The following is a 26401-nucleotide window of genomic DNA, read 5'->3' as shown; positions in this document are numbered from 1 at the left end:
CTAGACCCGGGCCGACGTCCGCGTGCCGGTGCGGCCTAGTCCGGCACCGAGGCCACCTGGCCCGCCCGGCGGAGGCTGGCGGCGACGAAGCCGCTGTCCTTCAGCTCCGCGACGAACCCGTCGAGCAGCTCGACGGTGCGGGCACCCCGCGCGCGGGGGACCGCGACCGCCTGACGGATGGCCTGGAACGCCGGCTCCAGCACCCGCAGGCCGTGCGCCGCGGCGAGCTCCTCCGTCGGCTGCCGCACGCCCGAGAGGACGTCGAGGCGCTGGTCGACGAACACGTCGACCACCTCGTCACCGCGCACGACCGTGGCGTTCCGGACGGTGCGGGTCAGGTAGAGGTCGTAGGCCGAACCGCGTCGTACGGCGATCGTCGTCCCGGCGACGTCGACGTCGGCGGGGCCCGCGAGGGGAGAGCCCGGGCGTACGGCGTAGACCCCCTCGATCCCCACGTACGGCCTCGTGAACCGCACGCCCTCCTCGCGGGCCGGCTCGACCGCCAGGAACCCCAGGTCGACCTGACCATCGACCAGGGCCGCGTAGGAGTCGCGCGCCGCCCCGACCGGGCGGAGCTCCAGAGGCACCCCGAGCCGCCGGGCGAGCTCGATGACGATGTCGACGGTGACGCCGGTCGGCGCCTCCGGGGTGCCCTGGACGAGCACGGGGTTGCCGAGGTTGATCACGGCGCGCAGCGTCCCACCGGGGCAGAGGGCCTCGCGCAGGGCTGCGGACCGGTCCGGACCGCGCTCCGGTGGTGCGATCGGGGCCGTCACACGTCACGCCCCGCGACGGCCCGCAGACGTCGGTAGAGGGTGAACCCGACGATGAGCAGGAGGGCGCCGTAGATGGTCTGGGAGATCGCGCTGTCGACCAGCACGCCGTACTCGCCTCCGGAGGACAGCAGCGCGTTGCGCAGGCTCGTCTCGGCGAGGGGCCCGAGCACCACCCCGATCATGATCGGGGCCAGGGGAAAGTCGAAGCGCCGCAGCAGGAAGCCGACGAACCCGATGCCCAGCACGAGGACCAGGTCGACGACCGAGGCCGACGTGGCGTAGACCCCCAGGCCGCAGAAGACCGTGATGCCGGCGTAGAGGTAGTGCCGCGGGATCTTGACCAGCTTGGCCCACAGCGGCGCGAAGGGCAGGTTCAGCACGAGCAGCACGACGAGCCCGATGAACAGGCTCGCGAGCAGGGTCCACACGAGGTCGGCACTGCGGTCGAAGAGGAGCGGTCCCGGCTGCAGCCCGTACTGCCGGAACGCGGCCAGCATGATCGCCGCGGTCGCCGAGGTGGGCAGGCCCATGGCGAGGAGCGCCCCGATGGCGGTGCCGGCGGTGGCGTTGCCGGCCGCCTCCGGGGCCGCGAGCCCACGGATCGCGCCCTTGCCGAACTGGGGGTCGCGACGGCGCCGGTCGAGGGCGCGCTCGCTGCCGTAGGCGAGGAAGCTGGGGATCTCGGCCCCGCCGACCGGGACGACGCCGAACGGCGCGCCGATGCTCGCACCGCGGACCCAGGCCGGTGCGGCCTCCCGGAACTCGGCCTTGGAGAGGTAGGGCCGGCCCTCGAGCTCGTGCAGCCGCGCCGGGCGGGTGCGGTGCACGCGGGAGGCCACGTGGAAGACCTCGCCCAGGGCGAGCACCCCGACGGTGATCACGATGATGCTGATGCCGTCGAACAGCTGCGGCACGCCGAAGGTGAACCGCTGGGCCCCGGAGATGCCGTCGATGCCGATGACGGCGAACCCCAGGCCGAACGCGAGGCTGGTGAGGCCCTTGGCGAAGGACGTGCTGACGACCGTCGCGGTCGCGACGAACGCGAGCACCGAGAGCGCCAGGTACTCCGGCGGGCCGAAGTTGATGGCGAGGTCGGCGAGCTTCGGAGCGAACAGCACCACGATGACGACGGAGATGATGCCGCCGGTGAAGGCACCGATGGCGGCCGTGGCGAGGGCCTGGGGCGCGCGCCCGGACAGGGTCATCCGGTGGCCCTCGAAGGTCGAGGCGATGGCGGTCGAGCCGCCGGGCGTGTTGACCAGGATGGCCATCGTCGAGTCGCCGAAGAGCCCGCCGAAGTAGACGCCCGCGAACATGATGAAGGCCGACGTCGGGTCGAGCGTGAAGGTCACCGGCAGCAGCAGCGCCACGGCCATCGACGAGCCCAGGCCGGGCAGCACGCCGACGGCCGTCCCGAGGAGGGCCCCGACGACCACCCACAGCAGGTTCATCGGCGTGAACGCCTGCTCGAGACCGCCGAGCAGCAGGTCGACCGACTCCATCAGAGGACCCCGTCCAGGATGCCTGCGGGCAGGTGGAGACCGAGGCCCGCGGAGAACACGACCTGGACGGTGCACGACAGCACCAGGGAGACGGCGACGTCCTTGACGGGCGTGCCCGACCCCATCGCCGAGGCGATGATCCAGAACATGAGCGCCGCGGCGAGGATCCACCCGAGCGGATTCAGCAGCAGCGCGAAGAGGAGGAACGCGAGCATCGTCAGGCCGAGCGTGCGCCAGTCGGTGAAGGTCGCGTGATCCTCACCCTCGACCGGCTCCATCCCGGCGGCGTCCTCGGGCTCCTCCGGGGTGCGCACGTAGTGCACGACGAGGAGGGCCGCGAGCACGTAGCAGGCCGCGGCGACGATGGCGGGGAAGAACGTGGGTCCGGGTGCCTCGGCGCCCTCGGGGACCGTCATGGTGACGATGCCGACGGTCAGGTAGACGCCGAGCGCGAGGGTGAGCAGGGCCAGCACCAGGCCGCTCCGCCCGGTGCCGGCGCCGTACCGCACGCGGGTCTCGGTCGTGGTCGGCGTCGCCGACCGCGGCGCGCTCACGCGGCACCTGCCGGGGCCTTGACCGCGACGACGGGTGCGGCGGCACCCAGGATGATGCGTTGGGCCAGCGACCCCATGATCAGCTTGCCGACGGGTGACCGGCGGCGGACGCCGACCACGATCATGGCGGCGTCGAGCTCGAGCGCGCTGTCGAGGAGGTCGTCAGCGGGGACGGGAGCCGTGCTCGCCGGAGCGAGCCACCGCTCCCCCGCGGGCGCGGTGTCGTCGACCGGGTCGACGTGGCGGTCGGTGGCGTGCGACTGGCGGTCGAGGTCGAAGACGGTGACCGCGAGCTGGAGACGGGCGGCCAGGTCACGGCCGTGCTCCAGCGCGGTCGTGCCTTCGGGCGAATGACTGTAGGCGACCATGAGCGTCATGGCAGGGGACTCCTTCGGAGGGTGACGACGGACGGGGACGAGCGGCTCAGTAGCCGAGCTCGGTCCAGATCTGGTTGACCTCGGCGGTCTGCTGCGCGAGGTCATCGCGGAACTCCTCGCCGATGAGGAACGTGTCGGTCCACTGGTTGCGCTCGAGGGCGTCGGCCCACTCCGGCGACTCGACCATCTCGGTGACGATGTCCTCGAGCTCGCGTCGTTGGGCCTCGTCGATGCCGGGCGGAGCGACGATGCCGCGCCAGTTCGTGAGGGTGACGTCGTAGCCGAGGTCCTTCAACGTCGGCACGTCGATGAAGTCCACGGGCGCGTCGGCCGAGACGGCCAGCGCCTTGAGCCGGCCCGCCTCGACCTGGTCGGAGAAGTCCGCCCACCCGCTGACCGAGGCCTTGATGGTGCCCGACAGCAGGGAGGTCGCGAGCTCGCCGCCGCCGGAGTAGGCGATGTAGTTGACGTCGACCGGATCGATCCCGGACGCCTGCGCGAGCTGGGTGATGATCATCTGGTCGACGCTGCCGAGGGAGCCGCCGCCGAACGCGAACTGGTTCGGGTCCTGGGCCCACTCGGCGACGAGCTCGTCGACGGAGTCGAACGGGGAGTCGGCCGGCACCACCAGGACGTCGTAGTCGTCGGTGATCCGTGCGATCGGCGTGACCTCCTCGATCGTGCGAGGAGAGCTGTTCACACGGATGGCGCCGAGCATCGTGATGCCCATCATCATCAGGGTCTGGGACTCCCCGTCCATCTGCGCGACCTCGTTGAGACCGATGGTGCCGCCGGCGCCCGGGATGTTGAGGACCTGGCTGTTGTTGACGATCCCCTCCGCGCGCAGCACCTGCTGGATCTCGCGGGCCGCCCCGTCCCACCCGCCGCCCGCCGAGGCGGGGGCGATCAGCGTGAGCTGGGAGCGCGCGGTCGCACCGCTGCTGCCCGACGCCGCGTCCCACACCCCCGCGGCCACCAGGACCAGGGCGAGGACGCCCGCGACGGCCTTGGCCGTGCGCGCCAGCCCGGACCCCGCCCCCGGACTCGTTGCTTCAGAGCTTGCTTCGGAACTCGACACCGACCGACCTCGCCTCGTGGATGTAGCCTATAGGCAACGAGGGTGAGTCACGTCACGAGCGGTGTCAAGCGGCGCTGGGCCGCGTCGGCGGAGCGGCGCTCCTACGAGAGGGCGTCGATGGCGCGGCGACCGAGGCTGTGCGCGACGTGGTCGTGCATGACCTGCTCCGCGCGCTCCGGGTCGCCGGACACGACCGCCTCGGCGAGCCGGGCGTGCTCGTCACGGACGCGCTCGACGTCCTCCCGGGAGTCCGGGACCGTGCGCAGACCGACCTGGCGGTAGCGGTCCGCCTTGTCCCACAGCCCCTCGAGCACGCCCACCAGCGGCGCGTTGTGGGACGCCGCGTAGATCGCGCGGTGGAACGCCCGGTGGGCCACGAGGTGCTCGAGGTCCGCGTGGCCCGTGAGGGGCGTCAGCTCGGCCAGCGTCGCCCGGACGGCGTCGACGTCCCCGTCGGTACGGCGCTCCGCGGCCAGCCGGGCCGCCAGGGGATCGAGGGTGAGGCGGACCTCGTAGAGACTGCGTGCCTCGCCGGCCGAGAGCTCCGTAACACGGGCGTCGCGGTGGGTCCCGAGCAGCACGAGACCCTCCGTCGCCAGACGCTTCAGCGCCTCACGCAGCGGCGTCGTGCTGAGGCCGAGCTCGGCGGCGATCCGCTCCTGGTGGACGACGGCGCCGGGCAGGAGCTCCTCCGCCAGGATGCGTCGGCGGATGACCGCGTAGGCGTAGTCGCTCTTGGACTGGTACGACGGCTCGATGGTCGGCACGACCGGATCGTAGCCAGCCCCGCCCTCCTCCAACATCCTGTAGCCTATAGGCAATCAAGGAGGTCCCGTGGACAGCTTCGGCAGCAGCCGTGTACTGATGACGACCGACGGCGAGGTGCGCATCCGCAGCCTCCAGGCGGTCGAGGGCGCATCGACGCTGCCCTTCGCCCACAAGGTGCTGCTCGAGAACCTGCTGCGCCACGAGGACGGTGACGTCGTCACGGCCGACGACATCGCCGCGCTGGTCTCGGGCGACCCGCGACCGCACGACGTCGCGTTCCACCCCTCGCGGGTCTTCCTCCACGACACCAACGGCGTCCCGGTCCTCACCGACCTCGCCGCGATGCGGGACGCCGTCGCGGAGGCCGGCGCCGACCCGGCCCTGCTCGACACCGTGGTGCCCGCCGAGCTGACGGTCGACCACTCGGTCGTGACCGACTTCTCCGGTCGACGCGACGCCCCGCAGCGCAACGTCGAGCGCGAGTACGAGCGCAACGCCGAGCGCTACCGCTTCCTGAAGTGGGGCCAGCAGGCCTTCGCCGGCCTCCAGGTCGTGCCCCCGGGGGCCGGGATCATGCACCAGATCAACGTCGAGCACCTCGCCCAGGTGGTCACCCGTCGCGACGGCGAGGCCTATCCCGACACGGTGGCCGGGACCGACTCGCACACCACGATGGTCAACGGGCTCTCGGTGCTGGCGTGGGGGGTCGGCGGGATCGAGGCCGAGGCAGCCATGCTCGGCCAGCCGATCGCGATGCTCATCCCCCCGGTCGTCGGCGTCGAGCTCGTCGGTCGGCTGCGGCCCGGGGTGACCGCCACCGACCTCGTCCTCACGCTCACCGAGCGCCTGCGCGCGGTCGGGGTGGTCGGTGCGTTCGTCGAGTTCTTCGGCCCCGGTGTCGCCGACGTCAGCGTGGCCACGCGCTGCACGATCGCGAACATGAGCCCGGAGTTCGGCTCCACCGCCGCCATGTTCCCGATCGACGCCGCCACCTGCGAGTTCCTCCGGCTCACCGGACGCAGCAGCGGGCACGTGGACCTGGTCGAGGCGTACGCCCGCCACCAGGGCCTGTGGCACGACCCGACCGCGGTGCCCCGCTTCGGGTCCACCCTCACCGTCGACCTCGCCCAGATCACCCCCAGCCTGGCCGGGCCGCGGCGGCCGCAGGACCGGGTCGAGCTCGCGGACGCGCCCCGCGCCGTGGCGGCCGCGGTCACGGAGCTGCGTGCCGAGCGGCCGGCGCCCGCGACCGTCGGCCCCACCGACGGCCCCACCGACGGCCCCACCGACGGCCCCACCGACGGCCCCACCGACGGCGCCACCGACGGCGCCGTGGCCATCGCCTCGATCACCTCGTGCACCAACACCTCCAACCCGGCGGTCATGATCGCCGCCGGGCTGCTCGCGCGGCGCGCCGTCGAGCGGGGGCTGCGGAGCAAGCCCTGGGTCAAGACCAGCCTCGCGCCCGGTTCCCGGGTCGTGACCGACTACCTCGAGCGCGCCGGCCTCTCGCCCGCGCTCGAGGAGCTCGGGTTCCACCTCGTCGGCTACGGCTGCATGACGTGCATCGGCAACTCCGGCGCCCTCCTGCCCGACATGGCCGGCGAGGTCGCGAACGGGACGCTCGTGGCCTCGGTGCTCTCCGGCAACCGCAACTTCGACGGCCGCATCAACAACGACGTGGCGATGAACTTCCTGGCCTCCCCGCCCCTGGTCGTCGCGTACGCGATCGCCGGCTCGATGCACGTCGACCTCACCCGCGACCCCCTCGGCCACGACCCGGAGGGCACCCCGGTGCACCTCCGCGACATCTGGCCGACCGAGGCCGAGATCGAGGCGGTGGCGGCCAGCTCGATCGAGCCGGGCACGTACGACGAGGTGTACGCGACGATCTTCGACGGCGACGAGAACTGGCGCGCCCTCGACGCCCCCCGGGGCCCGCGCTTCGACTGGGACCCGGCGTCGACCTACCTCCAGCGCCCTCCGTTCCTCGACGCTGCCGCAGCGGCCCACCGCGCCGGTCGCACCGAGCCGCCGCTGCTGGCGGACGTCGCGGGGGCCAGGGTCCTGCAGTACGTCGGCGACTCCGTGACCACCGACCACATCTGCCCCGCGGGACGTGTCCCCCCGGCGAGCCCGGCGGGCCGCTACCTCCGGTCGCAGGGCGTCACGACCTCCGAGCTCAACAGCTATGCGTCGCGGCGCGGCAACTGGCAGGTGATGAGGCGCGGCGGGTTCACCAACCCACGCCTGCACAACCGGCTCGCCGACGGCGGTCCGGGAGGTCTCACCGCCGACCTCACCGCTCCCCACCCGTACCCCGTCGACGAGGTCGACACCGTCGCGGACCGGTACGCCGCCGCGGGGGTGCCGCTCGTCGTCCTCGGCGGCCGGGAGTACGGCACGGGCTCGTCGCGCGACTGGGCCGCGAAGGTCACCGCCCTCCTGGGGGTCCGGGTCGTCATCGCCGAGTCCTACGAGCGCATCCACCGGTCCAACCTCGTCGGCATGGGCGTCCTGCCGCTGCAGTTCGCCGACGGCGACTCGGCAGCCTCGCTGGGGCTCGACGGGTCCGAGGTGCTCGCCGTGGAGGGGCTGGCCGGCCGCGCGTCGGCGCCCCCGACGCTCACCGTCACCGCGACCCACCCGGTCGGCGGTGCGGTCACGACCTTCACCGTCACGACGCGGCTCGACACGCCGCGCGAGCAGCTCTACCACCGCTACGGCGGCGTCCTGCCGTACGTCCTCCGGTCGACGCTCGAGCGGCTCGTGGCCCCTGCTCGGGAGGCGTGAGCGCGGCGGGCTCGACGATCACCGTCAGGCGTCGGCGTCGCTCCGTGCGGCGCCGTCGTCCGCAGGACGACCGGCGGCCCGCGCCACCGCCGTGACCCGCTCCAGGAAGTCGGCGACCACGCGCGCCTCCTCCGGCCCCAGCGACCGCGACACCTCGTCGATGCCGTCGATGACGGGCGACCAGGCGTCGTACGCCGCGCGCCGCGCCTCAGCGGTCTCGGCCACGGCGACACGGCGGCGGTCGACGGGGTCGCGGGTGCGCACGACGTGGCCCGCCCGCTCGAGACGGTCGACCATCACCGTCGCCGACGACGACCTGATGCCCAGCCGCTCGGCGAGTCCCGCGACGCCCGTCGGCCCGTCGACGACGAGGGCCCCGATGGCCGCCATGTCGTTCGGGTTCATGCCCATGACCTGCGCCATCCGGCCGGCCAGCTCCCGCGACTCCCCGATCAGGTCGCGCACGGCCACCGTCACCGGGACGAGGTGGTCGTAGCCCGGCTCGTCCGCCATCGCGTCGTCTCCTCGTGTCATCCCGGCACAGATTTGCGCCAGGTCGCTAGTTTGTCTACGTATCTGTCGCCGGCGCCACCGCCCGCTCCCACCATCTCGAGGAGACACCATGACATCCGCTCCCCCGACGACGCCCCGCGTGCTCGTGACCGGCGCCAGCGTCGCAGGCCCCGCCCTCGCGTGGGGGCTGCACCGCGCCGGCTTCGACGTCACCCTCCTCGAGCGCTCCCCCGAGCAGCGCGAGACGGGCCAGAACGTCGACATCCGTGGGATCGGGAGGGACGTCGTGCGCCGCATGGGCCTGGAGGCGACCATCCTCGAGCAGCTCACGGGCGAGATCGGCACGCGGTTCGTGGACGCCGACGGCCGGCCCGTGGCCGAGTTCCCCGGCGAGGAGGGGCAGGACGGCCCGACCGCCGAGGTCGAGATCCTCCGGGGCGTGCTCGCCCAGATCATGGTCGACGCCGTCCCCGACGGGGTCGAGCTGCGGTACGGCGACCACGTCGTCGGCGTCGCGCAGGACGCCACCGGTGTCGACGTACGACTGGCGAGCGGCGCCAGCGAGCGCTACGACCTCCTGCTCGTCGCCGAGGGCCGGTCGTCGCGGACCCGGCGCCTGGTGTTCGCCGAGGAGACGGAGTACCGCGACCACGGCGTGACCATCGCGTACGGGACCCTCGACCGGCTCCCCGACGACACCGACTTCTGGGACTGGTTCACCGCCCACCGCGGACGCGTGGCCTCCATCCGGCCCGACAACGTGGGCTCGATCCGCGCCAGCCTCTCCTTCGAGAGCGAGCCGATGGGCTTCGAGCGCCTGCCGGTCGACGCCCAGCTGACGGTGCTCCGCGAGCGGTTCCGCGGCGCCGGCTGGCAGAGCGAGCGCATCCTCGACGGCTTCGCGGCGCGGCCCGACGAGCTCTACGCGCAGCGCATGGAGCAGGTGGTCGTCTCGACGTGGAGCAAGGGGCGGGTCGCGCTCCTCGGCGACGCGGCCTGGGGGTCGGGACCGACCGGGATGGGCACGACGCTGGCCCTCGTCGGCGCGCACGTGCTCGCCGGCGAGCTGGCCCGGACCCTCACCGACGCGGGCGACACCCCGCAGCGGGCGTTCGCCCGCTACGAGCGGCTCCTGCGGGGGTACGCCGACAGCGCGCAGGGCATGCCGCGCAACGGCGCCCGGATGCTGCACCCGTCCTCGCGCCTCGGCGTCCGCGCGATCCACACGATGTACCGCGTCGCCGCCAGCCGGCCGGTGCGCGGCTTCTTCCAGAGCCACCTGCTGACCAACGAGAAGGACGTGCCCGAGCTGCCGGACTACCCCCTCCTGCGCGCCGCCCCCGACGCCGGCGTCAGTGCGCGCGCCGCCGCCCGGCCAGCCCGAGGCTGAGCACGGCGCAGGCCGTCGCGGTGGCCGCGACGACCAGCCAGGAGCGGTGGAAGGCGTCGAGCGCGTCGGCCGGTGCGGGCTCGCCGAGCACGGCGACGAGGACGGCGACCCCGACGACCGCACCCAGCTGCCGCGCGGTGGCGCCCACGGCGCTGCCGGCCCCGAACTGGTGCGGCAGGAGCGAGGCCGCCCCGGCCGCACCGAGGGTCGGCAGCGCGAAGGCGATCGCGAGACCGATGAGCACGGTGCCGGGCAGGAAGTCGGTCCAGTACGACGCCTCGCTCCCCGTGCGCAGCGCCAGCCACGCCGCACCGGCCGCCATGGCCAGCGCCCCCGGCACCACGAGCACCCGGAAGCCGAGCCGGTCGGCGAGCCGACCCGTGACCGGGGACAGCAGCGCCGCCAGCAGCGGGCTCGGGAGCACGGCGACGGCGGTGCGCAGCACGGAGTACTCCCACACCCCGGTCAGGAACAGCACGTTGCACAGGATCACCGCGAAGAACGCGGCGCTGAACAGCAGCAGTGCCGCCGTCGCGACCGAGAAGGTGCGGACGACGAACAGGCGCACCGGCAGCACCGGGCTCGGGTGGCGCAGCGCTCGGAGCACGAGCACCGGCACCAGCAGCGCCGCCACCACGAACGAGCCGACCACGCGCCACGACGTCCAGCCCCAGCTCTCGCCCTGCACGAGACCCAGCGACAGCAGTCCGAAGACGGCCGTGACCATCACGACCCCGAGCAGGTCCTGGCGGCCCACGGTCGGGGTGCCGGTGGACTCGCGCAGCACCCGACGCCCGGCGACGACCGCCAGCACGCAGAAGGGCACGTTGATCAGGAACACCCAGCGCCAGCCCGGACCCTCGACGAGCAGGGCACCCAGCGTCGGACCGGCGGCCGCTGCGGCGCCCCCGGCCGCACCCCACAGGCCGACGGCCCCCGCCCGCCGCGCGGCGGGGAACTCCGGCAGCAGCAGGGCCAGCGACGCGGGCACGAGCAGTGCTGCACCGACGGCCTGCAGCGCCCGCGCAGCGACCAGCAGCTCCACCGACGGCGCGACGCCGCACAGCGCCGACCCGACGGCGAAAACCATGAGCCCGGCGAGGAAGACCTTCTTCCGGCCGCGGTCGTCCGCCAGCCGGCCCGCGGTGACGAGCAGGGCGCCGAACACGACGGCGTACGCGTTGAGCACCCACGAGAGCCCGGCGCGCGTGACGTCGGGGAAGTCCGCCGACAGCGCCGGGAAGGCGATGTTGACGACGGTGGCGTCGAGGAAGACCACGAAGACCCCGGCCGCCGAGATGGCGAGCACCTTCCAGGCGCGCGCCGGCACCTCGGCGGAGGCCTCGGCCGGGGTGGCGTCCACAGCGTCGGCGCCGCGGGCGTCGCTCACTGCCACTCCCCCAGCACGCGCCGGGTCTGGCGGGCCTGCGCGAGCAGGCGGCCGTCGCGGTCCCACACCTCGCTGTCGTCGACGCACCACCCTCCGGCCGCCTCGCGCGTGACGATGCGCAGCAGCACCCAGCCCTCCGCCTCCGGCGCCTCGGTGAACGAGACCGTCAGCTCCACGGTCGGCACCGCCACGGGCAGGGCCGTCGCGCCGTACAGCGCCGGCGGCAGCGCGTCGACCAGGACCGTCAGGGCCGCGGCGTCGAGCGGGGTGTCGACCACGAACCGCGCCCACACCACCAGCTCGGCCCGGGTGTCGCCCGCGAGCGGTCGTACGTCGGTGGCCGCGCGGAACCGCAGGTGCTGGCTGAACGGCACGAAGTCCACGGGGAGCGGCAGGTCGGGGCACTCGTCCGGGCCGGGCACGTCCGGCGCGGGTACGGCGGAGAGGGTCGAGACCCCGCGGGAGCTGCCGCCCACGAGCGTCGCCCGGGCGACGCCCTCCGCCTCGACGGCGACGACCGCCGAGCTCCCGCCGACGCGCAGCGGCTCCGCGACGAACCCGAGGCTCCCCTCCGGCGCCCGTTCCAGCAGGAGCACGGTGAGCGAGCGGGCCACCCGACCCTCGCCGAGCAGCGGCTCCGCCGCGCGCAGGCACAGCGCGCAGACCAGCCCGCCCTGGGGCCCGGACCAGGAGAACCAGCTGCGGTCGAGCGTCGCCCGGCCGTCCTCCAGGGTGAGGGCCTGCGCCAGCGAGCGCGAGCCCGTCGTGGTGTCGTCGCTCGTCGTCATGGCGTCCTCGTCCTCGGGTGGTCCATCGGGTGGTGCGTCGGGTGGTCCGCGCCGATGCCGCGCGCGGCGAGCCAGGTGACGACCTCGGCGCCGACGACGTCACCGGCGGGCTCCTCGTTGAAGTTGTGGGCCACCGGCAGCTCGCGCAGGTCGGCGCGCAGCTCACCGGCCAGGCGCCGGACGGACGCGGCCGGCACCAGCGTGTCGTCGCGACCGGCCACCACCAGGGTGGGTACGGCGAGAGGCGCCACCGGCTCGCGGGAGCCGAGAGCGAGCTGTGCCAGCACGAGCCACGACTCGTCGACACGCCAGGCCCGGGAGCGGTCGCGCACCTCGGGCGACGCGCCGTCGGTGAAGAGGCCCCGCGGCGGGCGCAGGGGCAGCGTCCGGACCGGCCAGGTCGTCACGGCCAGCGCCGCGAACGTCGCGGCGCTGAGCGGGTCGTGGCGGGCCATCGCGAGGAGGTCGCGCACGAGCCCGCCCGGGGGCACCGGCATGAGCAGCACCAGGGCGTCGACGTGACCCCTCCGCGCGGCCCGCAGGCTCAGCAGCCCACCGAGGGAGTGTCCGGCGAGGACCACCGGGCCACCGTCGGTCGCGGCGCGCTCCAGCTGCTCGTCCAGCAACCGGTCGGCCGCCCGCAGGCCTCCACGGTGGAGCTGCGGGAGCCGGGCGGCCCGGGCCGGGAGCGTGACGACGTGGACGGGCCCGACCGCCGGACCGAGGCCGTCGGTGAGGGTCGTCGCGAGAGCGTCGAACGCGCCGGGCGCCGTGAAGGCTCCGGGCACGACGAGCACCGTCACCGGACGACGTCCGGCCGGTGGGCCGTGACCACGGCACGAAGACCCGTGTCGACGAGTGCCGGGTCGTCGGGGAACAGGTCGGCGACCAGCAGCCCGGCCAGTCCGTGGGCGCTGGCCCAGCAGCAGTGCGCCAGGGCCTCGGCGTCGTCGCTCACGAGTGTCCCGGCGGCCACGCACTCCTCCACGGTCGCCACGACCCGCCCGAGCGTGCTCGCCCGGCACCGGGCGCGGGTCGCCGCGTCGGGCACGTGCCCGGCGACGTCGCCGGCGAACATCACCGAGAAGAACGACGGCTCCGCCACCGCGAAGTCGCAGTACGCGCGCCCCACCGCGACGAGCCGCTCGGGATCGCCCACGGGCGGCCCCGCCGCCAGACCGGCGTCCATCGCCGCCGCGAGCCGGCCGAACCCCTCGACGTACAGGGCCGCGGCCAGACCGGGCTTGCCACCGAACAACGTGTAGACGAGCTGCGTCGACCCCCCGGCCTCGGCGCCCACCCGCCGCAGCGTCAGCCCCGCCGGCCCCTCCTCCGACAGCAGCCGCGCCGCGACCTCGAGCACCGCGCGACGGCGGGGATCGTCGGCGTGCTCGATGGATGACAGTGTCATAACGGTGTTATAGCACTGGTGCGCGCTCCCTGTCCCGGCCTTCGAGACGCGAGGCCGGCGATGCTCACGCGTGCAGGTCGCGCAGGACCGTGTGGAAGTCGGCCTTGCCCTCGAACCCGATGCCGGGCCGGTCGTCGAGCCGCACCCGGCTGTTCTCCACCACGGCGTCGTCGGCGAACCCGCCGGTGGGCTGGAACTCGCCGGGGTAGGACTCGTTGCCGCCGAGCTTGAGGGCGGCGGCGATGTGGAGCGAGAACTGGTGCCCCCCGTGCGGGATGCACCGACGCGAGGACCAGCCGTGCTGGGCGAGCATGTCCTGGATGCGGCGGTACTCCGTGAGGCCGTAGCTCAGTGCGGGATCGAACTGCAGGTAGTCGCGGTCGGCGCGCATGCCGCCGTACCGGATGAGGTTGCGCGCGTCCTGCAGGGAGAACAGGTTCTCGCCGGTCGCGATCGGGTTGCGGTAGTGCTCCGCGAGGGTCGCGTTGAGGCCGTAGTCGAGCGGGTCGCCGACCTCCTCGTACCAGAACAGGCCGTAGGGGTCGAGCGCGCGGCCGTACTCGAGGGCGGTCTGCAGGTCGAACCGGCCGTTGACGTCGACGGCCAGGCGGGAGCCGTCGCCGTCGAGGACCTCGATGACCGCCTCGATGCGGCGCAGGTCCTCGGCGAGGTCGGCGCCGCCGATCTTCATCTTCACCACGTCGTAGCCGGCGTCGAGGAAGCCCTTCATCTCGTCCTGCAGGTCGCTGCGGGACTTCCCGGGCGCGTAGTAGCCCCCGGCGGCGTAGACGAAGACCGAGTCGTCGGGGTCACCGTCGCCGTACTCGTCGGAGATCCAGCGGTAGAGCGGCACGCCGGCGACCTTGGCGACCAGGTCGTGCAGAGCCATGTCGACCACGCCGACCGCGACCGATCGCTCGCCGTGGCCGCCGGGCTTCTCGTTGCGCATCATCGCGTCCCACGCCAGCGCCGGGGAGATCTGGCCGTCCTCGGCCAGGAGGCTGTCGGCCGGGGCGTCCATGAGCCGCGGCAGGATCCGCCGGCGCAGGATGTCGCCGGCGGAGTAGCGGCCGTTGGAGTTGAAGCCGTAGCCCACGACGGGTTCGCCATCGACGACCACGTCGCTGACCAGGGCGAGGACCGAGCAGTCCATCGTGGAGAAGTCGATGAAGGCGTTGCTCATCGACGAGCTGATCGGGATGACGCCCTCGTGGGCGGAGACGATCTCCATGACTGCGGCCTCTCTTGTAACTTATAAGTTGTGAACGCAGCCGAACGTACGTGTCCGGGACCTCATCCACAAGGGGGTCTTATAAGTTGTGAGAGCATGGCGTGGTGACGACGCACACCTTCACCAGCAAGGGCGACGTGGCGTACGCCGAGCTGCGGGCGCAGATCCTGTCCGGCGCCCTGCCCGCCGGCTCGCGTCTCTCGCAGTACGAGCTCGCAGCCGCCCTGGGCATCAGCATCACGCCGTTGCGCGAGGCGGTACGACGCCTGAGCGGCGAGGGACTCATCGTGCTCGACACCCACCGCGACGCGCGGGTCGCGCAGATGGACATGACCGAGGCGCGCGAGCTCTTCGAGACCCGGCGGGCCCTGGACCCCGCGGCGATCGCGCTGGCGGCCGTGCACCGCACGCCGGCCGACATCGAGCGCATGCGCGCGGCCGTCGCCCGCCTCCTGCCGGTGACGCGACAGTGGGGCGAGCCGGCGCTGCTCGCGCACCGCGAGGTCCACCAGGCCATCTACTGCGCCTCGCACAACACCGTGATGATCCGGCTGCTCGACGACCTGTGGGACAAGTCGGACCGCTACCGCCGGCTCGGCCTCGAGCTCCAGCCCGGAGCCGGCCCCCGCACCCGTGACTTCGAGGAGCACGGCGAGATGGTGGAGCTGGTCGTCGCCGGCGACGCGGACGCTGCCGCGGCGCTGATGCGCCGCCACATCGACATGAGCCTGACGGCCGCCGCGCTCGCCGCCCACGAGGCCGACGTGCCCACCGGGACCGACACCGCAGGGTCCAGCACCGCAGGGTCCAGCACCGCGGGGTCCAGCACCGCGGGGTCCAGCACCGCGGGGTCCGCCCCGGCAGACCCCGCCTGACCGTCAGAAGTACAGCAACCGATTGAGGCGAAGGATGAAGTCGTCGACCGGCTTCGACGTGGGGTCGCCCGTCACCTCGACGATGACCGACATCGCGAGGTCGCGGCGCTTCGGGGCCCGGCCGACGACGGCGTCGGCGAGCGCGCTCCGGAGCTGGTCCTCGGTGAGGTCGGCGCAGTAGGCCGGGGTCCCGGGCTGCTGGCGCCACGACTCGGCGAGGGGGCCGGCGTCGTACCCCGTGAAGCCGGTCTCCTCGACCAGCCCGATCCCGACGGCGCGGTGGGCCTCGTCGTCGGCCGCGACCGGGAGGGCGATGCGGTCGGGCGTGCCGGCCGGGGCGTCCTTGGTGTCGAAGGAGTCGGACAGGACCGCGTTCCACGCCTTCACGACGGGGCGCCCGATCTGCTCGGAGATCCACTCGCTCTCGACCTGGCCCTCGTCGAGCGCCGCGATGTTCCCGTCGCGCATCGGGTAGTAGTTCGAGGTGTCGAGCACGACCGCCTCCGCAGGGAGCCGGTCGAGGACCGGCTTGATGCCGGGCACGTGCTGGAGCGGGATCGAGACGACCAGGACGTCGACGTCGAGGACGACCTCGTCGGCACGGACGGCGCGGGCACCGGTCTCCAGCACCGCGGCGGGCACCGTCTCGGGCCCGCGCGAGTTGGCCACCTTGACGTCGTGCCCGGCTGCGCTCAGGCGGCGCGCCACCGTCGCACCGATGTTGCCGACTCCGAGTACACCGATCTTCACGAGCTTCTCCTCCGGTTGGGGCGTGGTCCGGGACGGACGTAACGGACACTGCCCCCACTTAAGTCACGGAGTCGCGGGATCATTCCCCGGGCGAGCGGGTCAGCCGGCATCCGGGCCGGCGAATCCGTCCCGCAGGAGCGCACGCAGTCGAGCCGGGGAGTCCGGTCCGGCCAGCGAGGAACCGCGCGCCCAGCTGAGGGCCAGCGCGGCCAGGAACAGGTCGCGTCCGCTCACGTCTGCGCGCGCCTTGCCGTCGCGCTGGGCCGCACCGAGGAAGTGGTCGGTGCGCTCGATGAACCCGATGCAGGTGGAGGCCAGCGGGTTGTGCTCCTCGAGGAAGGCGTCGCGCAGCGGTCCGGGCAGGCCGTCGAAGACCCCGAAGAACTCCTCGAGCGCCACCATCCACCCCGCGAGGGCCTCGCCACTGTCGGCCATCTGCTCGAGCCGCTCGATGTCCGAGACGACCTGCGCCGTACGCCGATCGAGGAGCTCGACAAGAAGAGCGTCACGCGTCGGGAAGTGGCGGTAGAGCGTGGCCGACCCCACTCCTGCGTCCCGCGCCACCGCCTCCAGTGACGCACTGACCCCGCGGTCGGCGAAGTGCCGTTCGGCCACGTCGAGGATCTCGGAGCGGTTGCGCACCGAGTCGGAGCGCGTACGGCGGGTGCGGGCGCCCTCTGGCGACATGGCTGGCCCTTCGTGACGTGACTACGAGCGTTCGCCGACCGCAGCAGCGAGCGCACGTGGGGCATGCCCCCGTTCTGCCGACACGCTACCAACGCCGGCCCCGCCCGAGATGAACTCCACCGGGGAACAAACGGAGGGCGCCCCTGTTTAATGATCCGGAGGCATACCCCGTTTCACGTGACCGAGAGCGAGCACTGGCATGACGCACCACGACGTACCCACCCGATCCCGCGGGCGGACCGACCGCTCCCACCAGCGACTCGCGCCGGGCGACGCCTTGGTCATCGGGTTGTTGATGGTCTCGACGTTCACGGTCCTGCTCAACGAGATGCTGCTCGGCGTCGCGCTTCCGACCCTGCTGGTCGAGCTCGACATCAGCGCGACGACCGGCCAGTGGCTCACCACGGCCTACCTGCTGACGCTGGCCGTCCTGATCCCCGCGACCGGTTTCGTCATGCGCAAGTTCCACCTGCGCACCATCTTCATGACCTCGATGTCGCTCTTCGTGGTCGGCACAGCCCTCGCCGCCGCGGCTCCTGGCTTCGAGGTGCTCCTCGCCGGGCGACTCGTCCAGGCCGCCGGCACCGCGGTGTTCCTCCCGCTCCTCATGGCGACCGTGATGCGCATCGTGCCGACCGCTCGGCGCGGCAGCGTCATGGCGTTCGTCGTCGTCGTCACAGCTGCGGCACCGGCCCTCGGCCCAGCCGTCTCCGGTCTCATCATGTCCCAGCTCAGCTGGCGCTGGCTGTTCCTCCTCATGCTGCCGATCGGCATCCTGGCGCTCGCGCTCGGCGCCCTGCGGCTGCGCAACATCACCACCCCGGAGGCGGTCCGGCTCGACCTGCTCTCGCTGGCCCTCTCGGCCATCGGCTTCGGCGCCCTGGTCTACGGGCTGGCGAGCATCGGCGAGTCCGCATCCGGTCACGCCACCGTCTCCCCCTCCCTGCCGATCGCGGTCGGGCTCGTGGGAGTGGCTGCCTTCGCACTCCGCCAAGTGGCGCTGCAGCGCAACGACGCCGCGCTCCTCGACATGCGCATCTTCGCCGTGCGGTCCTTCACCGTCCCGCTCATCGTCATGCTCGCGCTCACCATGACGGCCTTCGGGATCGCCGTCATCTTCCCGCTGCTGCTCAACAACGTCGTGGGGCTGAGCTCCCTGCAGATCGGCCTCTTCCTCGTGCCCGGCGGCGTCACCATCGCGGTCGTCTCCGCGATCGGCGGGCGGCTGTACGACCGCATCGGCCCGCGGCCTCTGGTCGTGCCGGGCGCAGCCCTCGTCGCAGGCTCCCTGTGGCTCCTCAGCGGCGTCGACGAGACCACGGGCGTCTGGACGCTGCTGACGCTCTACATCCTGATGTTCGTCGGCCAGGCCCTCATGTGGAGCCCCCTGACCACCACCGCACTCTCCTCCCTCCCCCGCCACCTCCACCCCCACGGGAGCGCTGCGTTCGCCGCCATCCAGCAGCTCGGGGGCGCCGCCGGCGCCGCCGTCCTGGTCTCGGCCTACACCTTCGGCGCCGACACGGAGAGCACGGGCACGCTGACCGTCTCCGAGTCCGTCTCCGCTGCCCGAGGCGCCTTCACCGCGGCAGTCGCCATCGCCTGCGTCTCGCTCCTCATCACCCTGCTGGTGCGCCGCCCCTCGATCCCCTCCCCACCGACCTCGGAGATCGAGACGCGCGAAGCCGCCGTCCCCGCCGAGCAGGGGTGACGGCCGACGACCACCGCGGTCCTCGCACCCGCGGAGGCGATCGGCGCCAGGTGTCACCGCGCCCGAGCGCCGCTGGTCCACCAGGACCGCTCACCCCGACGTCTCACCCCCTGGCACGCACTGCCGCCACCTCCCACCGACCAGAACCAGGAACCCCCATGACACAGCGACAGATGATCCTCGGCATGCAGCTGGGGAACGGCTACGGGAGCCAGGGTGCTGCCTGGCGGGCACCCGGGGTCGACGTCTCGAACTACACCAGCTTCGACGCGCAGGTGCGTTACGCCCGGGCCGCGGAGCGCGGCAAGTTCGCGTTCCTGTTCCTCCCCGACTTCCTGGGCCAGCTGGGCGCCGGCCTCGACCACGAGGCTCCGATGCTGACGCTCGAGCCCCTGCTGACCCTCGCCGCCATCGCCCGGGAGACGGAGCGCATCGGTCTCGTCGCCACGGGGTCGACCACCTTCAACGAACCGTTCAACCTCGCCCGGTCCTTCAAGGCGCTGGACGTCATGAGCCACGGCCGCGCCGGGTGGAACGCCGTCACCACCAGCGACGCCGCCTCCGCCGCCAACTTCGGCCGCCAGATCGCGCCGCGCCCCGAGCGCTACCAGCGGGCCCACGAGACCGTCCAGGTCGTCCAGGCGCTGTGGGGCAGCTGGGGCAGGGACGCCTGGCTCAAGGACGCCGAGGGTGCGCGGTTCGCGGACCCCGCGCAGATCCAGCCGGTCAACCTGCAGGGCGAGCACGTCGCCTCCCGCGGGCCGCTGGCGATCCCGCCCTCCGAGCAGGGGCAACCGGTGATCTTCTCGGCCGGCGGCGGCGCCTACGGCCTCGAGATGGCCGGTCGCTACGCCAGCGCCGTGATCGGCGCCGTCTTCACGATCGACGACGCCCGCGCGCAGCGCGAGGCCATCCGCGAGTCCGCACGACTCGCCGGCCGCGACCCCGACGAGGTGAAGTTCTTCGCGGGCGTGATGCCGGCGATCGCCAGCACCACGCGTGAGGCGCTGGACCGTCGCGTCGCCCTGGGCGAGCACACCTTCCCCGCCCGGGTGGCCTACCTCGGGTCCATGCTCGGCCTGCGGCTCGACGTGGGCCAGATCGACGAGCCGCTGACCGCCGACCAGCTGGACGCCGCCCGCCCCAGCCCCGGCGATCCCCGCTCACCGCGCGCGCTCGAGGTCGCCCGCGAGGGGTGGACCATCCGCGACGTCCTGGCCCACGGGGTCATCGACTACCACCCCACGCCGGTCGGTCCCGCCGCCGTGACCGCCGACCACATGCAGGAGTGGTTCGAGGCCGGAGCGTGCGACGGCTTCTGGGTCTCGATCGACGTCTACGAGGACGGGATCGACACGTTCGTCGACCAGGTCGTCCCCCTGCTCCAGGAGCGCGGCCTCTACCACCACGACTACGAGGGCCCCACCCTGCGCGACCACCTCGGCGCCCCCCACCAGTACGGCACGGACCCGCGCCTGACCTGACCCCTTCCCCCACGGTGGCAGCATCGGCGAGGACATCCCGCGTCCGACGGGCGTCCAGGAGAAGGAGCAGCACGTGGGCAGGAAGATCCTCGTCACGGGGTCGGCCGACGGCCTGGGGCGGATGGCGGCCGAGTCGCTCCTGGCCGCCGGGCACGACCTCGTGGTGCACGCCCGCAACGAGGAGCGGGCCACCGTCCTGCGCCCCCTGCAGGCGCGGGGCGCCGGGCTGGTGGTGGCCGACCTCTCCGACCGCGACCAGGTACGACGACTGGCCGCGGAGGTCGCCGATCTCGGGCCCCTCGACGCGGTCGTCCACAACGCCGGGGTGTGGAGCGGCCCGGCGGTCATGCCCGTGAACGTCGTCGCGCCGTACCTGCTCACGGCGCTGACGCCCCTGCCGCGTCGCCTGGTCTACCTCAGCAGCGAGATGCACCAGGGAGGACGGCCGACGACCTCGGGCACCGACTGGCAGGGGCAGCGTCCGGGGTCCTACGAGGACAGCAAGCTCTTCGTCACCGCCCTGACGGCGGCCCTGGCCCGGCTGCACCCCGAGGTGGTGGTCAACGCCGTCGACCCGGGCTGGGTGCCGACGAAGATGGGCGGCGCCGGGGCCTCCGACGACCTCGCCCAGGGCCACGAGACCCAGGCGTGGCTCGCCTCCAGCGACGATGCGGAGGCCCTCACGTCAGGCGGCTACTGGTACCACCGGCAGCGCCGCACGCCCCACCGGGCCGTGCACGACGTCGCCTTCCAGGACGAGCTGCTGGCCGCACTGGCACGCGAGACGGGCGTCGAGCTGCCCACCGCGGCGGGTTGAGCCCCGACCCTCGTCGGACGAGCGAAACGGCCCCCGGCCTGCATCTCTGCAGGCCGGGGGCCGTTCGTCGCACTGTGGCGGGTGAAGGATTCGAACCTTCGAAGGTATAAACCGACGGATTTACAGTCCGTTCCCATTGGCCGCTCGGGCAACCCGCCATGCTGTCCTCGGGGCCCGGTCTGACGACTTGGCCCTGCGACAACGAGACGAAACAATAGCGCAGACCGTCGCGACCACGGAAACCGCCGGCACCACCTGCCGACGGGCCCGGAACGGGCCCGAGATCGCGGCCGCACCACCCGCACCGACCCGCGGCAGCACGCCGCGCCGTACCCGAGGAGAACCATGGCCGACTCGTCGTTCGACATCGTCAGCAAGCTCGACCGCCAGGAGGTCGACAACGCCCTGGGGCAGACGGCCAAGGAGATCGCGACCCGCTACGACTTCAAGGGCACGGGCGCCCTCATCGAGTGGAAGGGCGACGAGGCCATCGAGATCACGGCCTCCGCCGACGACCGCGCCACCGCCGTCCTCGACGTCTTCAAGGGCAAGCTCGTCAAGCGCAACGTCTCGCTGAAGGTGCTCGACGCCTCGGAGCCGCGCCAGTCCGGGCAGACCTCCAAGATCGGCATCACGCTCAAGGAGGGCATCACCTCCGAGGACGCGAAGAAGATCTCCAAGCTCATCCGCGACGAGGGCCCCAAGGGCGTCAAGGCGCAGATCCAGGGCGACGAGCTGCGCGTCTCGTCGAAGAAGCGCGACGACCTGCAGGCCGTGCAGGCGCTCGTGAAGGAGCAGGACTACGAGTTCGTCGTGCAGTTCACGAACTACCGCTGAGCCTGGGCAGCAATCCTGGCCGCCGCGGTAGAGATTCGGCCGTCGTACCGTGCCAGGCATGTCCTCCGACCGCCGCTGGCCCCGCTGGGTGTACGGCGCGGGGTCCGAGCCCGACCCGCGCTTCACGCTCGCGAACGAGCGCACGTTCCTGGCCTGGATCCGCACCTCGCTGGCGTTCGTGGCCGCGGGCGTGGCCGTCGACGCCGTCGACCTGGGGCTCGACGGCGACCTGCGCCGCCCGCTGGCCGTGCTGCTCGTGGCGCTCGGCGTCGTCTGCGCCCTCGCGTCGTGGCTGCGGTGGGCGCGCGCCGAGCGGGCCCTGCGCCGCACGGAACCCCTGCCCAGCTCGCCCATGAGCGCCGTCCTGGCCCTGGGCGTGCTGGTCGCCGCGGTGCTGGCGCTGGTGGCGAGCCGGTGAGGCCCCGATGAGCGAGGAGCCCCGCGGCTACGGTCCGTCGACGGCGTACGCCGCCAGCTCGGCGGCCGTCGAGCGGACCGCGCTCGCCTGGAACCGCACGGCGCTCGCGCTGCTCGTGGCCGCCGTCGTGGTGGCCCGGCTGACCCTCGACCGGCTGGGCCCGTGGGGCATGGCCGGGGCCTGCCTCGCCATCCTGGCGGGCGCCTACCTGCTGCTCGAGGCGCGCCGCTGGCGACGACCCGAGCGTCGGCGCGGCGGGGCGACGACCCTCGTGCTCGGCCTCGCCGTCGTCGGCATCGGCCTCGTCGAGATCGTCGCCGTCACCCGCCCCTGAGGGCCTGGTCCGACGGCACCGGTCGCCCCGCGGGCTCACACCGCCGCGGTCGCGCCCTTCTCCGTGCTCACGGGCGTCTCGTCGCTCAGCACGCCGGCCGACCCGCGCCGTACCGGCACGACCCGCGCCCCCGTCTCGGGAGCCAGCCACACCGCCGTGCCGACCTCGAGGCCGAGCGACCTCGCGAACGTGCGGGTGAGCGTGACGACCACGTCGGCGCCCTCGTCGGCCGCGCCGGCGGGCCGCACGAAGAGTCGCACCTCGAAGCCGATGCGCAGGGCCCGGACGATCTCGCCGCGCACCGCGCCCGCCTGCTCGGTGGTGTGCACCGTGATGTCGTGCGGCCGGATGAGGTGGTCGCCGAGCGTCGTGACCTCGCCGAGGAACCCCATGACGAAGTCGTTGGCCGGCTCGTCGTAGAGCTGCTCCGGGGTGCCGACCTGCTCGATGCGGCCCTCGTTGATGACGACGATCTCGTCGGCGACCTCCAGGGCCTCCTCCTGGTCGTGCGTCACGAAGACGGTCGTCACGTGCACCTCGTCGTGCAGGCGGCGGAGCCAGTCGCGCAGCTCCTTGCGCACCTTCGCGTCGAGCGCGCCGAACGGCTCGTCGAGCAGCAGGACCTTCGGCTCCACGGCGAGCGCCCGGGCGAGCGCCATCCGCTGTCGCTGGCCGCCCGAGAGCTGCGACGGGAGCCGGTGCGCGAACTGCGAGAGGTGCACGAGCTCGAGCAGCTCGTCGACGCGCTGCTTGATCTCCGGCTTGGGGCGCTTGCGGATCTCGAGCCCGAACGCGACGTTCTTCGCCACCGTCATGTGCTTGAACGCGGCGTAGTGCTGGAAGACGAAGCCGACGTTGCGGCGCTGCGGCGGCAGCGAGGTCGCGTCGACTCCCTCGATCTGCACCGACCCGGCGTCGGCCACCTCGAGGCCCGCGATGATGCGCAGCAGCGTCGACTTGCCGCCGCCCGACGGGCCGAGCAGCGCCGTGAGCTGGCCGGTCGGGATGGACACGTTCACGTCGTCGAGCGCGACGAAGTCGCCGTACCCCTTGGTGATGCCACGGACCTCGATGCTCATGGACGGTCCTCCTTCGGACGCAGGTAGGTGACCACCACGAGGGCGATGATCGAGATGAGGACGAGCACGAGTGCCACGGCGTACGCCGAGGCCTCGTCGAAGTTGCTGTAGCGGTTCTCCACGAGCAGGGTGGCGGTCTCGCCGTTGAACTCCGCACCCTGGCTGACGATCTTCACCGCCCCGAACTCGCCGAGCGCGCGCGCCGCGGTGAGCACGACGCCGTACACGAGGGCCCACTTGATGGCGGGCAGCGTGATGCGCCAGAAGGTCTGCCGGCCGTTGGCGCCGAGGCTGCGGGCGGCCTCCTCGGCGTCGGTGCCGACCTCCTCGAGCACCGGCACGATCTCGCGGATCACGAGCGGCAGGCAGACGAACGCCGTGGCCATCACGAGGCCGGGCGTCGAGAAGATGACGGCGAACCCGATGGACTCGAGGAACCCGCCGAACCACCCTCGCGCCGACGAGTAGGCCAGCACGAGCGCGAGGCCGACCACGACGGGCGAGACGCTGAGCGGCAGGTCGATGAGCACCGAGAGCGTCCGTCGGCCCCAGAAGCGGTAGCGCACCAGCAGCAGCGAGATGCCGACGCCGAAGACGGTGTTGATGAGCACCGCCCAGAACGCCACGGTCAGCGTCAGGTTGAAGGCGTAGACCGTGCCCGGCTCCGTGAGCCGCTCGAGGAACGGCCCGAACCCGCCCTCCGCGAGCCCGGCGGGCCGGAACGCCCGGTCGGCCACCAGGGAGACCGGCCAGATGACGAGCATGAACAGATAGGCGATCACCAGCACCCGGAGCACGACGGTGACGGGGCCGCGCCTGCGGCGGGTGTACGTCGAGTCAGCCACGGCGTGCCACCCTCCGCGAGATCACGTCGAGCGCCGCGATGACGACGGTCGCCACGAGCAGCAGCAGGAACGCGACCGACGCCGCCGCCGCGTAGTTGTCGCCCTCGATGAACTTGAGGATCTTCAGCGACGCCACCTCGGTCTCGCCCGGGATGTTGCCCGCGATGAGCACCAGCGAGCCGAACTCGCTGATCGCCCGCGCGAAGGCGAGCGAGGCGCCCGCGGCGATCGCGGGTGCGAGGCTCGGCAGGACGATGCGCCGCAGGATCGTGAACTGGCTGGCGCCCAGGGAGGCTGCTGCCTCCTCGACGTCGGCGTCGAGCTCCTGGAGCACCGGCTGCACCGTGCGCACGATGAACGGCAGGGTCACGAACAGCAGGGCCAGGAAGATGCCGGTCCGGGTGCCGACGACGTTGACGCTCACCGGGCTGCGCGGGCCGTAGAGGCTGAGCAGCACGAGGCCGGCGACGATCGTCGGCAGCGCGAACGGCACGTCGATGACCACCTCGAGCAGCCGCTTGCCGATGAACTGGTCGCGCACGAGCACCCACGCGATGACGGTGCCGACGACGACGTTCACCAGGGTGACCAGCGCAGCCTCCCCCACCGTGAGCAGCAGCGCCGACCGGGTGTCGCGGTCGGTCAGCGTCGAGGCGAACGTCGACCAGCCGTCGTCGAAGGCCGTCAGCACCACCGCGGAGAGCGGCAGCAGCACGAGCAGGCTGAACCAGATGAGCGCCACCCCGAGGCCGAGTCCGGCCGCCGGGGTGAGCGCGTCCTTGGGGCGGGCCCGGCGGACCTTCGCCGGGCCCTTCCCGGACGGGGCCGGGGTGCCCGAGGGCGTGGAGAGGGTGGAGCTCATCGGTCGCGGGCCGCCTGGCGCAGCTGCTGGATCAGGGCGCCGTCGGCGAAGAACTTCTCGTTGGTGGCGCTCCAGCCGCCGAAGTCGTCGGCGATGGTGAGCAGGTTGGCCGGCTCGGGGAACGGGTTGCTCGGGTCGTTGGCGCCCTCGACGTCGATGTCGATGCCGTCGATGACCGGGCGGAAGCCGGTGCGCACGAACTCGGTCTGGCCCTCCTCGCTGAGCACGAAGTCGAGCCAGTCCTGCGCGGCCGGGATGGCGTCGGTCGTGACGGCGCCCGGGTTCTCGATGAGCAGGGTGTTGTCGGGCACGATGTAGTCGTACTCACGCCCCTGCTGGCGGGCCAGGATCGCCTCGTTCTCGTAGCTGATGAGCACGTTGCCGAGGCCGTTGTCGAAGGCCTCCGTCGCCTGGCGGCCGCTGCCGGCCCACTGCGTGACGTTGGCGAAGATGTCGGTGAGGAACTCGTTGGCCTCCTCCTCGGTCTTGCCCTCGGCCAGCGCGTGGCCGTAGGCACCGAGGATGTTCCAGCGCGCCGAGCCCGAGGAGTCGGGGTCGGGGGTGATGACGCTGACGTCGTCGCGGGTCAGGTCGTCCCAGCCCTGGATGTTGTCGGGGTTGCCCTCGGGCACGATCAGCACGACGACGGAGCGCGAGACGATGCCCGCGTTCTCGCCGGCGTTCCAGTCCTCGGCGACGAGGCCCGCGTCGACCAGGCGGGTCACGTCGCCCTCGAGCGAGAAGTGCACGTAGTCGGCGTCCGCGCCGTCGACGACCTTGCGGCTCTGGTCGCCCGAGGCGCCGTACGAGCCGGAGAAGCTGACGCCCTCGCCCTCGGGCGTCTCGACGAACTTGGCCTCGATCGCCTCGTTGGCCTCCTCGGGCACCGCGAAGCCGACGATGTGCAGCGTGTCGCCGTCGGCGCTGTCGCCGCCGTTGCCGCCGGCGCTCGCGCAGGACGCCAGGGTCGCGGCCATGGACGTGGCGACGGCACCGACGAGCAGCGTGCGGCGGGTGGTGGAGAGCTGGAACATGACGGACACCTTTTTCCGGCGGGCCGATGCGGGCGGCCCGAGTGATCAATGTCGAGAAGCCTAGGTTTCTTTATCGTCTCGACTCCTCCGGTGTCCA

General features: G+C 72.7%; 27 protein-coding genes and 1 tRNA gene. 9 read left to right on the top strand and 19 right to left on the bottom strand.

What is annotated here, in order from left to right; all coding sequences use genetic code 11:
* Positions 1 to 35: 35 nt before the first annotated feature.
* From K329_RS0122655 to K329_RS0122630, 6 genes are all read right to left on the bottom strand, one after another.
* A complete protein-coding gene (locus tag K329_RS0122655; RefSeq protein WP_245596662.1) occupies positions 36 to 776 on the bottom strand; it encodes a transporter substrate-binding domain-containing protein in 741 nt (246 codons plus the stop codon).
* A complete protein-coding gene (locus K329_RS0122650) occupies positions 773 to 2278 on the bottom strand; it encodes a tripartite tricarboxylate transporter permease (RefSeq protein WP_028474815.1) in 1506 nt (501 codons plus the stop codon). Before K329_RS0122650 ends, K329_RS0122655 begins: the two co-directional genes overlap by 4 nt.
* Entirely contained in the window at positions 2278 to 2832 is a 555-nt protein-coding gene (locus K329_RS28970) for a tripartite tricarboxylate transporter TctB family protein (RefSeq protein WP_043644442.1), read from the bottom strand. The genes K329_RS0122650 and K329_RS28970 overlap by 1 nt, the downstream gene beginning before the upstream one ends.
* Entirely contained in the window at positions 2829 to 3209 is a 381-nt protein-coding gene (locus K329_RS0122640) for a universal stress protein (protein WP_028474814.1), read from the bottom strand. Before K329_RS0122640 ends, K329_RS28970 begins: the two co-directional genes overlap by 4 nt.
* A gap of 46 nt (positions 3210 to 3255) precedes the next feature.
* Entirely contained in the window at positions 3256 to 4287 is a 1032-nt protein-coding gene (locus K329_RS0122635; protein WP_211225934.1) for a Bug family tripartite tricarboxylate transporter substrate binding protein, read from the bottom strand.
* Between the two features lie 101 nt (positions 4288 to 4388).
* Positions 4389 to 5054 carry a GntR family transcriptional regulator gene (locus tag K329_RS0122630; RefSeq protein WP_028474812.1) on the bottom strand — a complete coding sequence of 222 codons (666 nt, stop codon included), beginning with the start codon at positions 5052 to 5054 and terminating at the stop codon, positions 4389 to 4391.
* Between the two features lie 67 nt (positions 5055 to 5121).
* Here K329_RS0122630 and acnA point away from each other — a divergent pair, with 67 nt between their 5' ends.
* On the top strand, positions 5122 to 7848 hold the full coding sequence (gene acnA, locus K329_RS0122625) for an aconitate hydratase AcnA (protein WP_043644439.1): 2727 nt from the start codon (positions 5122 to 5124) through the stop codon (positions 7846 to 7848).
* Between the two features lie 24 nt (positions 7849 to 7872).
* On the opposite strand, the gene K329_RS28965 is transcribed toward acnA, so the two are convergent.
* Positions 7873 to 8361: a MarR family winged helix-turn-helix transcriptional regulator gene (locus K329_RS28965; RefSeq protein ID WP_052337244.1), complete on the bottom strand. Its 489-nt coding sequence runs from the start codon at positions 8359 to 8361 to the stop codon at positions 7873 to 7875.
* A 109-nt stretch (positions 8362 to 8470) separates the two neighbouring features.
* Here K329_RS28965 and K329_RS28960 point away from each other — a divergent pair, with 109 nt between their 5' ends.
* Positions 8471 to 9751, top strand: coding sequence for an FAD-dependent monooxygenase (locus K329_RS28960; RefSeq protein ID WP_052337243.1), 1281 nt, complete (start codon positions 8471 to 8473; stop codon positions 9749 to 9751).
* Here the strand turns inward: K329_RS28960 and K329_RS0122610 are convergent.
* The 5 genes from K329_RS0122610 to K329_RS0122590 form a co-directional block, all read right to left on the bottom strand.
* Positions 9714 to 11141 (bottom strand): DHA2 family efflux MFS transporter permease subunit, encoded by a 1428-nt coding sequence (locus K329_RS0122610; RefSeq protein ID WP_052337242.1) that lies wholly within the window; start codon positions 11139 to 11141, stop codon positions 9714 to 9716. The two genes, K329_RS28960 and K329_RS0122610, sit on opposite strands and share 38 nt — an antisense overlap.
* Positions 11138 to 11929, bottom strand: a complete 792-nt coding sequence (locus tag K329_RS0122605; RefSeq protein WP_084541526.1) for an acyl-CoA thioesterase — start codon at positions 11927 to 11929, stop codon at positions 11138 to 11140. The genes K329_RS0122610 and K329_RS0122605 overlap by 4 nt, the downstream gene beginning before the upstream one ends.
* A complete protein-coding gene (locus K329_RS0122600) occupies positions 11926 to 12717 on the bottom strand; it encodes an alpha/beta fold hydrolase (protein WP_169721628.1) in 792 nt (263 codons plus the stop codon). Before K329_RS0122600 ends, K329_RS0122605 begins: the two co-directional genes overlap by 4 nt.
* Before the next feature lie 11 nt (positions 12718 to 12728).
* A complete protein-coding gene (locus K329_RS30020) occupies positions 12729 to 13340 on the bottom strand; it encodes a TetR/AcrR family transcriptional regulator (protein WP_084541524.1) in 612 nt (203 codons plus the stop codon).
* A gap of 64 nt (positions 13341 to 13404) precedes the next feature.
* Positions 13405 to 14571, bottom strand: a complete 1167-nt coding sequence (locus K329_RS0122590; protein ID WP_028474807.1) for a mandelate racemase/muconate lactonizing enzyme family protein — start codon at positions 14569 to 14571, stop codon at positions 13405 to 13407.
* A 104-nt stretch (positions 14572 to 14675) separates the two neighbouring features.
* Here K329_RS0122590 and K329_RS28950 point away from each other — a divergent pair, with 104 nt between their 5' ends.
* On the top strand, positions 14676 to 15446 hold the full coding sequence (locus tag K329_RS28950) for a GntR family transcriptional regulator (protein ID WP_211225933.1): 771 nt from the start codon (positions 14676 to 14678) through the stop codon (positions 15444 to 15446).
* A gap of 3 nt (positions 15447 to 15449) precedes the next feature.
* Here K329_RS28950 and K329_RS0122580 read toward each other — a convergent pair whose 3' ends face one another.
* Complete coding sequence (locus tag K329_RS0122580; protein WP_028474806.1) at positions 15450 to 16196, bottom strand: NADPH-dependent F420 reductase; 747 nt, start codon at positions 16194 to 16196, stop codon at positions 15450 to 15452.
* Between the two features lie 99 nt (positions 16197 to 16295).
* Positions 16296 to 16883, bottom strand: coding sequence for a TetR/AcrR family transcriptional regulator (locus K329_RS0122575; protein WP_028474805.1), 588 nt, complete (start codon positions 16881 to 16883; stop codon positions 16296 to 16298).
* Between the two features lie 295 nt (positions 16884 to 17178).
* On the opposite strand from K329_RS0122575, the gene K329_RS28945 reads away from it, so the two are divergent.
* From K329_RS28945 to K329_RS0122560, 3 genes are all read left to right on the top strand, one after another.
* The gene (locus K329_RS28945) at positions 17179 to 18594 is read left to right on the top strand and encodes a DHA2 family efflux MFS transporter permease subunit (RefSeq protein ID WP_052337240.1); all 1416 of its coding nucleotides are present in this window, start codon (positions 17179 to 17181) and stop codon (positions 18592 to 18594) included.
* A gap of 158 nt (positions 18595 to 18752) precedes the next feature.
* A complete protein-coding gene (locus tag K329_RS0122565) occupies positions 18753 to 20078 on the top strand; it encodes an NtaA/DmoA family FMN-dependent monooxygenase (RefSeq protein ID WP_028474804.1) in 1326 nt (441 codons plus the stop codon).
* Positions 20079 to 20151: 73 nt separating this feature from the next.
* Entirely contained in the window at positions 20152 to 20895 is a 744-nt protein-coding gene (locus tag K329_RS0122560; protein WP_028474803.1) for an SDR family NAD(P)-dependent oxidoreductase, read from the top strand.
* A gap of 75 nt (positions 20896 to 20970) precedes the next feature.
* Here K329_RS0122560 and K329_RS0122555 read toward each other — a convergent pair.
* Positions 20971 to 21053, bottom strand: a tRNA-Tyr gene (locus tag K329_RS0122555).
* 187 nt (positions 21054 to 21240) lie between these two features.
* Here K329_RS0122555 and K329_RS0122550 point away from each other — a divergent pair.
* The 3 genes from K329_RS0122550 to K329_RS30015 are packed head-to-tail and all read left to right on the top strand — an operon-like array spanning position 21241 to position 22484.
* Positions 21241 to 21732 (top strand): YajQ family cyclic di-GMP-binding protein, encoded by a 492-nt coding sequence (locus tag K329_RS0122550; RefSeq protein WP_028474802.1) that lies wholly within the window; start codon positions 21241 to 21243, stop codon positions 21730 to 21732.
* Positions 21733 to 21790: 58 nt separating this feature from the next.
* Complete coding sequence (locus K329_RS0122545) at positions 21791 to 22150, top strand: YidH family protein (RefSeq protein ID WP_028474801.1); 360 nt, start codon at positions 21791 to 21793, stop codon at positions 22148 to 22150.
* 7 nt (positions 22151 to 22157) lie between these two features.
* Positions 22158 to 22484: a DUF202 domain-containing protein gene (locus K329_RS30015; RefSeq protein WP_028474800.1), complete on the top strand. Its 327-nt coding sequence runs from the start codon at positions 22158 to 22160 to the stop codon at positions 22482 to 22484.
* Between the two features lie 35 nt (positions 22485 to 22519).
* Here the strand turns inward: K329_RS30015 and K329_RS28935 are convergent, their stop codons facing one another.
* The 4 genes from K329_RS28935 to K329_RS0122520 are packed head-to-tail and all read right to left on the bottom strand — an operon-like array spanning position 22520 to position 26304.
* On the bottom strand, positions 22520 to 23563 hold the full coding sequence (locus K329_RS28935; RefSeq protein WP_052337239.1) for a sulfate/molybdate ABC transporter ATP-binding protein: 1044 nt from the start codon (positions 23561 to 23563) through the stop codon (positions 22520 to 22522).
* A complete protein-coding gene (locus K329_RS0122530; RefSeq protein WP_028474799.1) occupies positions 23560 to 24408 on the bottom strand; it encodes a sulfate ABC transporter permease in 849 nt (282 codons plus the stop codon). The genes K329_RS28935 and K329_RS0122530 overlap by 4 nt, the downstream gene beginning before the upstream one ends.
* Entirely contained in the window at positions 24401 to 25270 is an 870-nt protein-coding gene (gene cysT, locus K329_RS0122525) for a sulfate ABC transporter permease subunit CysT (RefSeq protein WP_028474798.1), read from the bottom strand. Before cysT ends, K329_RS0122530 begins: the two co-directional genes overlap by 8 nt.
* Entirely contained in the window at positions 25267 to 26304 is a 1038-nt protein-coding gene (locus K329_RS0122520; RefSeq protein WP_043644437.1) for a sulfate ABC transporter substrate-binding protein, read from the bottom strand. Before K329_RS0122520 ends, cysT begins: the two co-directional genes overlap by 4 nt.
* Between the last annotated feature and the right edge of the window lie 97 nt (positions 26305 to 26401).

Source organism: Nocardioides alkalitolerans DSM 16699 (assembly GCF_000426525.1).
GTDB lineage: Bacteria > Actinomycetota > Actinomycetes > Propionibacteriales > Nocardioidaceae > Nocardioides > Nocardioides alkalitolerans.
This window is presented reverse-complemented; position numbering and strand designations above follow the sequence as displayed.

What these genes read in the sequence shown, in the direction of transcription:
- K329_RS0122650 (WP_028474815.1), bottom strand. Translation starts at nt 2,278, where the DNA reads ATGGAGTCGGTCGACCTGCTGCTCGGCGGTCTCGAGCAGGCGTTCACG.
- K329_RS0122640 (WP_028474814.1), bottom strand. Translation starts at nt 3,209, where the DNA reads ATGACGCTCATGGTCGCCTACAGTCATTCGCCCGAAGGCACGACCGCG.
- K329_RS28965 (WP_052337244.1), bottom strand. Translation starts at nt 8,361, where the DNA reads ATGGCGGACGAGCCGGGCTACGACCACCTCGTCCCGGTGACGGTGGCC.
- K329_RS28960 (WP_052337243.1), top strand. Translation starts at nt 8,471, where the DNA reads ATGACATCCGCTCCCCCGACGACGCCCCGCGTGCTCGTGACCGGCGCC.
- K329_RS0122605 (WP_084541526.1), bottom strand. Translation starts at nt 11,929, where the DNA reads ATGACGACGAGCGACGACACCACGACGGGCTCGCGCTCGCTGGCGCAG.
- K329_RS30020 (WP_084541524.1), bottom strand. Translation starts at nt 13,340, where the DNA reads ATGACACTGTCATCCATCGAGCACGCCGACGATCCCCGCCGTCGCGCG.
- K329_RS0122590 (WP_028474807.1), bottom strand. Translation starts at nt 14,571, where the DNA reads ATGGAGATCGTCTCCGCCCACGAGGGCGTCATCCCGATCAGCTCGTCG.
- K329_RS0122575 (WP_028474805.1), bottom strand. Translation starts at nt 16,883, where the DNA reads ATGTCGCCAGAGGGCGCCCGCACCCGCCGTACGCGCTCCGACTCGGTG.
- K329_RS28945 (WP_052337240.1), top strand. Translation starts at nt 17,179, where the DNA reads ATGGTCTCGACGTTCACGGTCCTGCTCAACGAGATGCTGCTCGGCGTC.
- K329_RS0122565 (WP_028474804.1), top strand. Translation starts at nt 18,753, where the DNA reads ATGACACAGCGACAGATGATCCTCGGCATGCAGCTGGGGAACGGCTAC.
- K329_RS0122550 (WP_028474802.1), top strand. Translation starts at nt 21,241, where the DNA reads ATGGCCGACTCGTCGTTCGACATCGTCAGCAAGCTCGACCGCCAGGAG.
- K329_RS0122545 (WP_028474801.1), top strand. Translation starts at nt 21,791, where the DNA reads ATGTCCTCCGACCGCCGCTGGCCCCGCTGGGTGTACGGCGCGGGGTCC.
- K329_RS30015 (WP_028474800.1), top strand. Translation starts at nt 22,158, where the DNA reads ATGAGCGAGGAGCCCCGCGGCTACGGTCCGTCGACGGCGTACGCCGCC.
- K329_RS28935 (WP_052337239.1), bottom strand. Translation starts at nt 23,563, where the DNA reads ATGAGCATCGAGGTCCGTGGCATCACCAAGGGGTACGGCGACTTCGTC.
- cysT (WP_028474798.1), bottom strand. Translation starts at nt 25,270, where the DNA reads ATGAGCTCCACCCTCTCCACGCCCTCGGGCACCCCGGCCCCGTCCGGG.
- K329_RS0122520 (WP_043644437.1), bottom strand. Translation starts at nt 26,304, where the DNA reads ATGTTCCAGCTCTCCACCACCCGCCGCACGCTGCTCGTCGGTGCCGTC.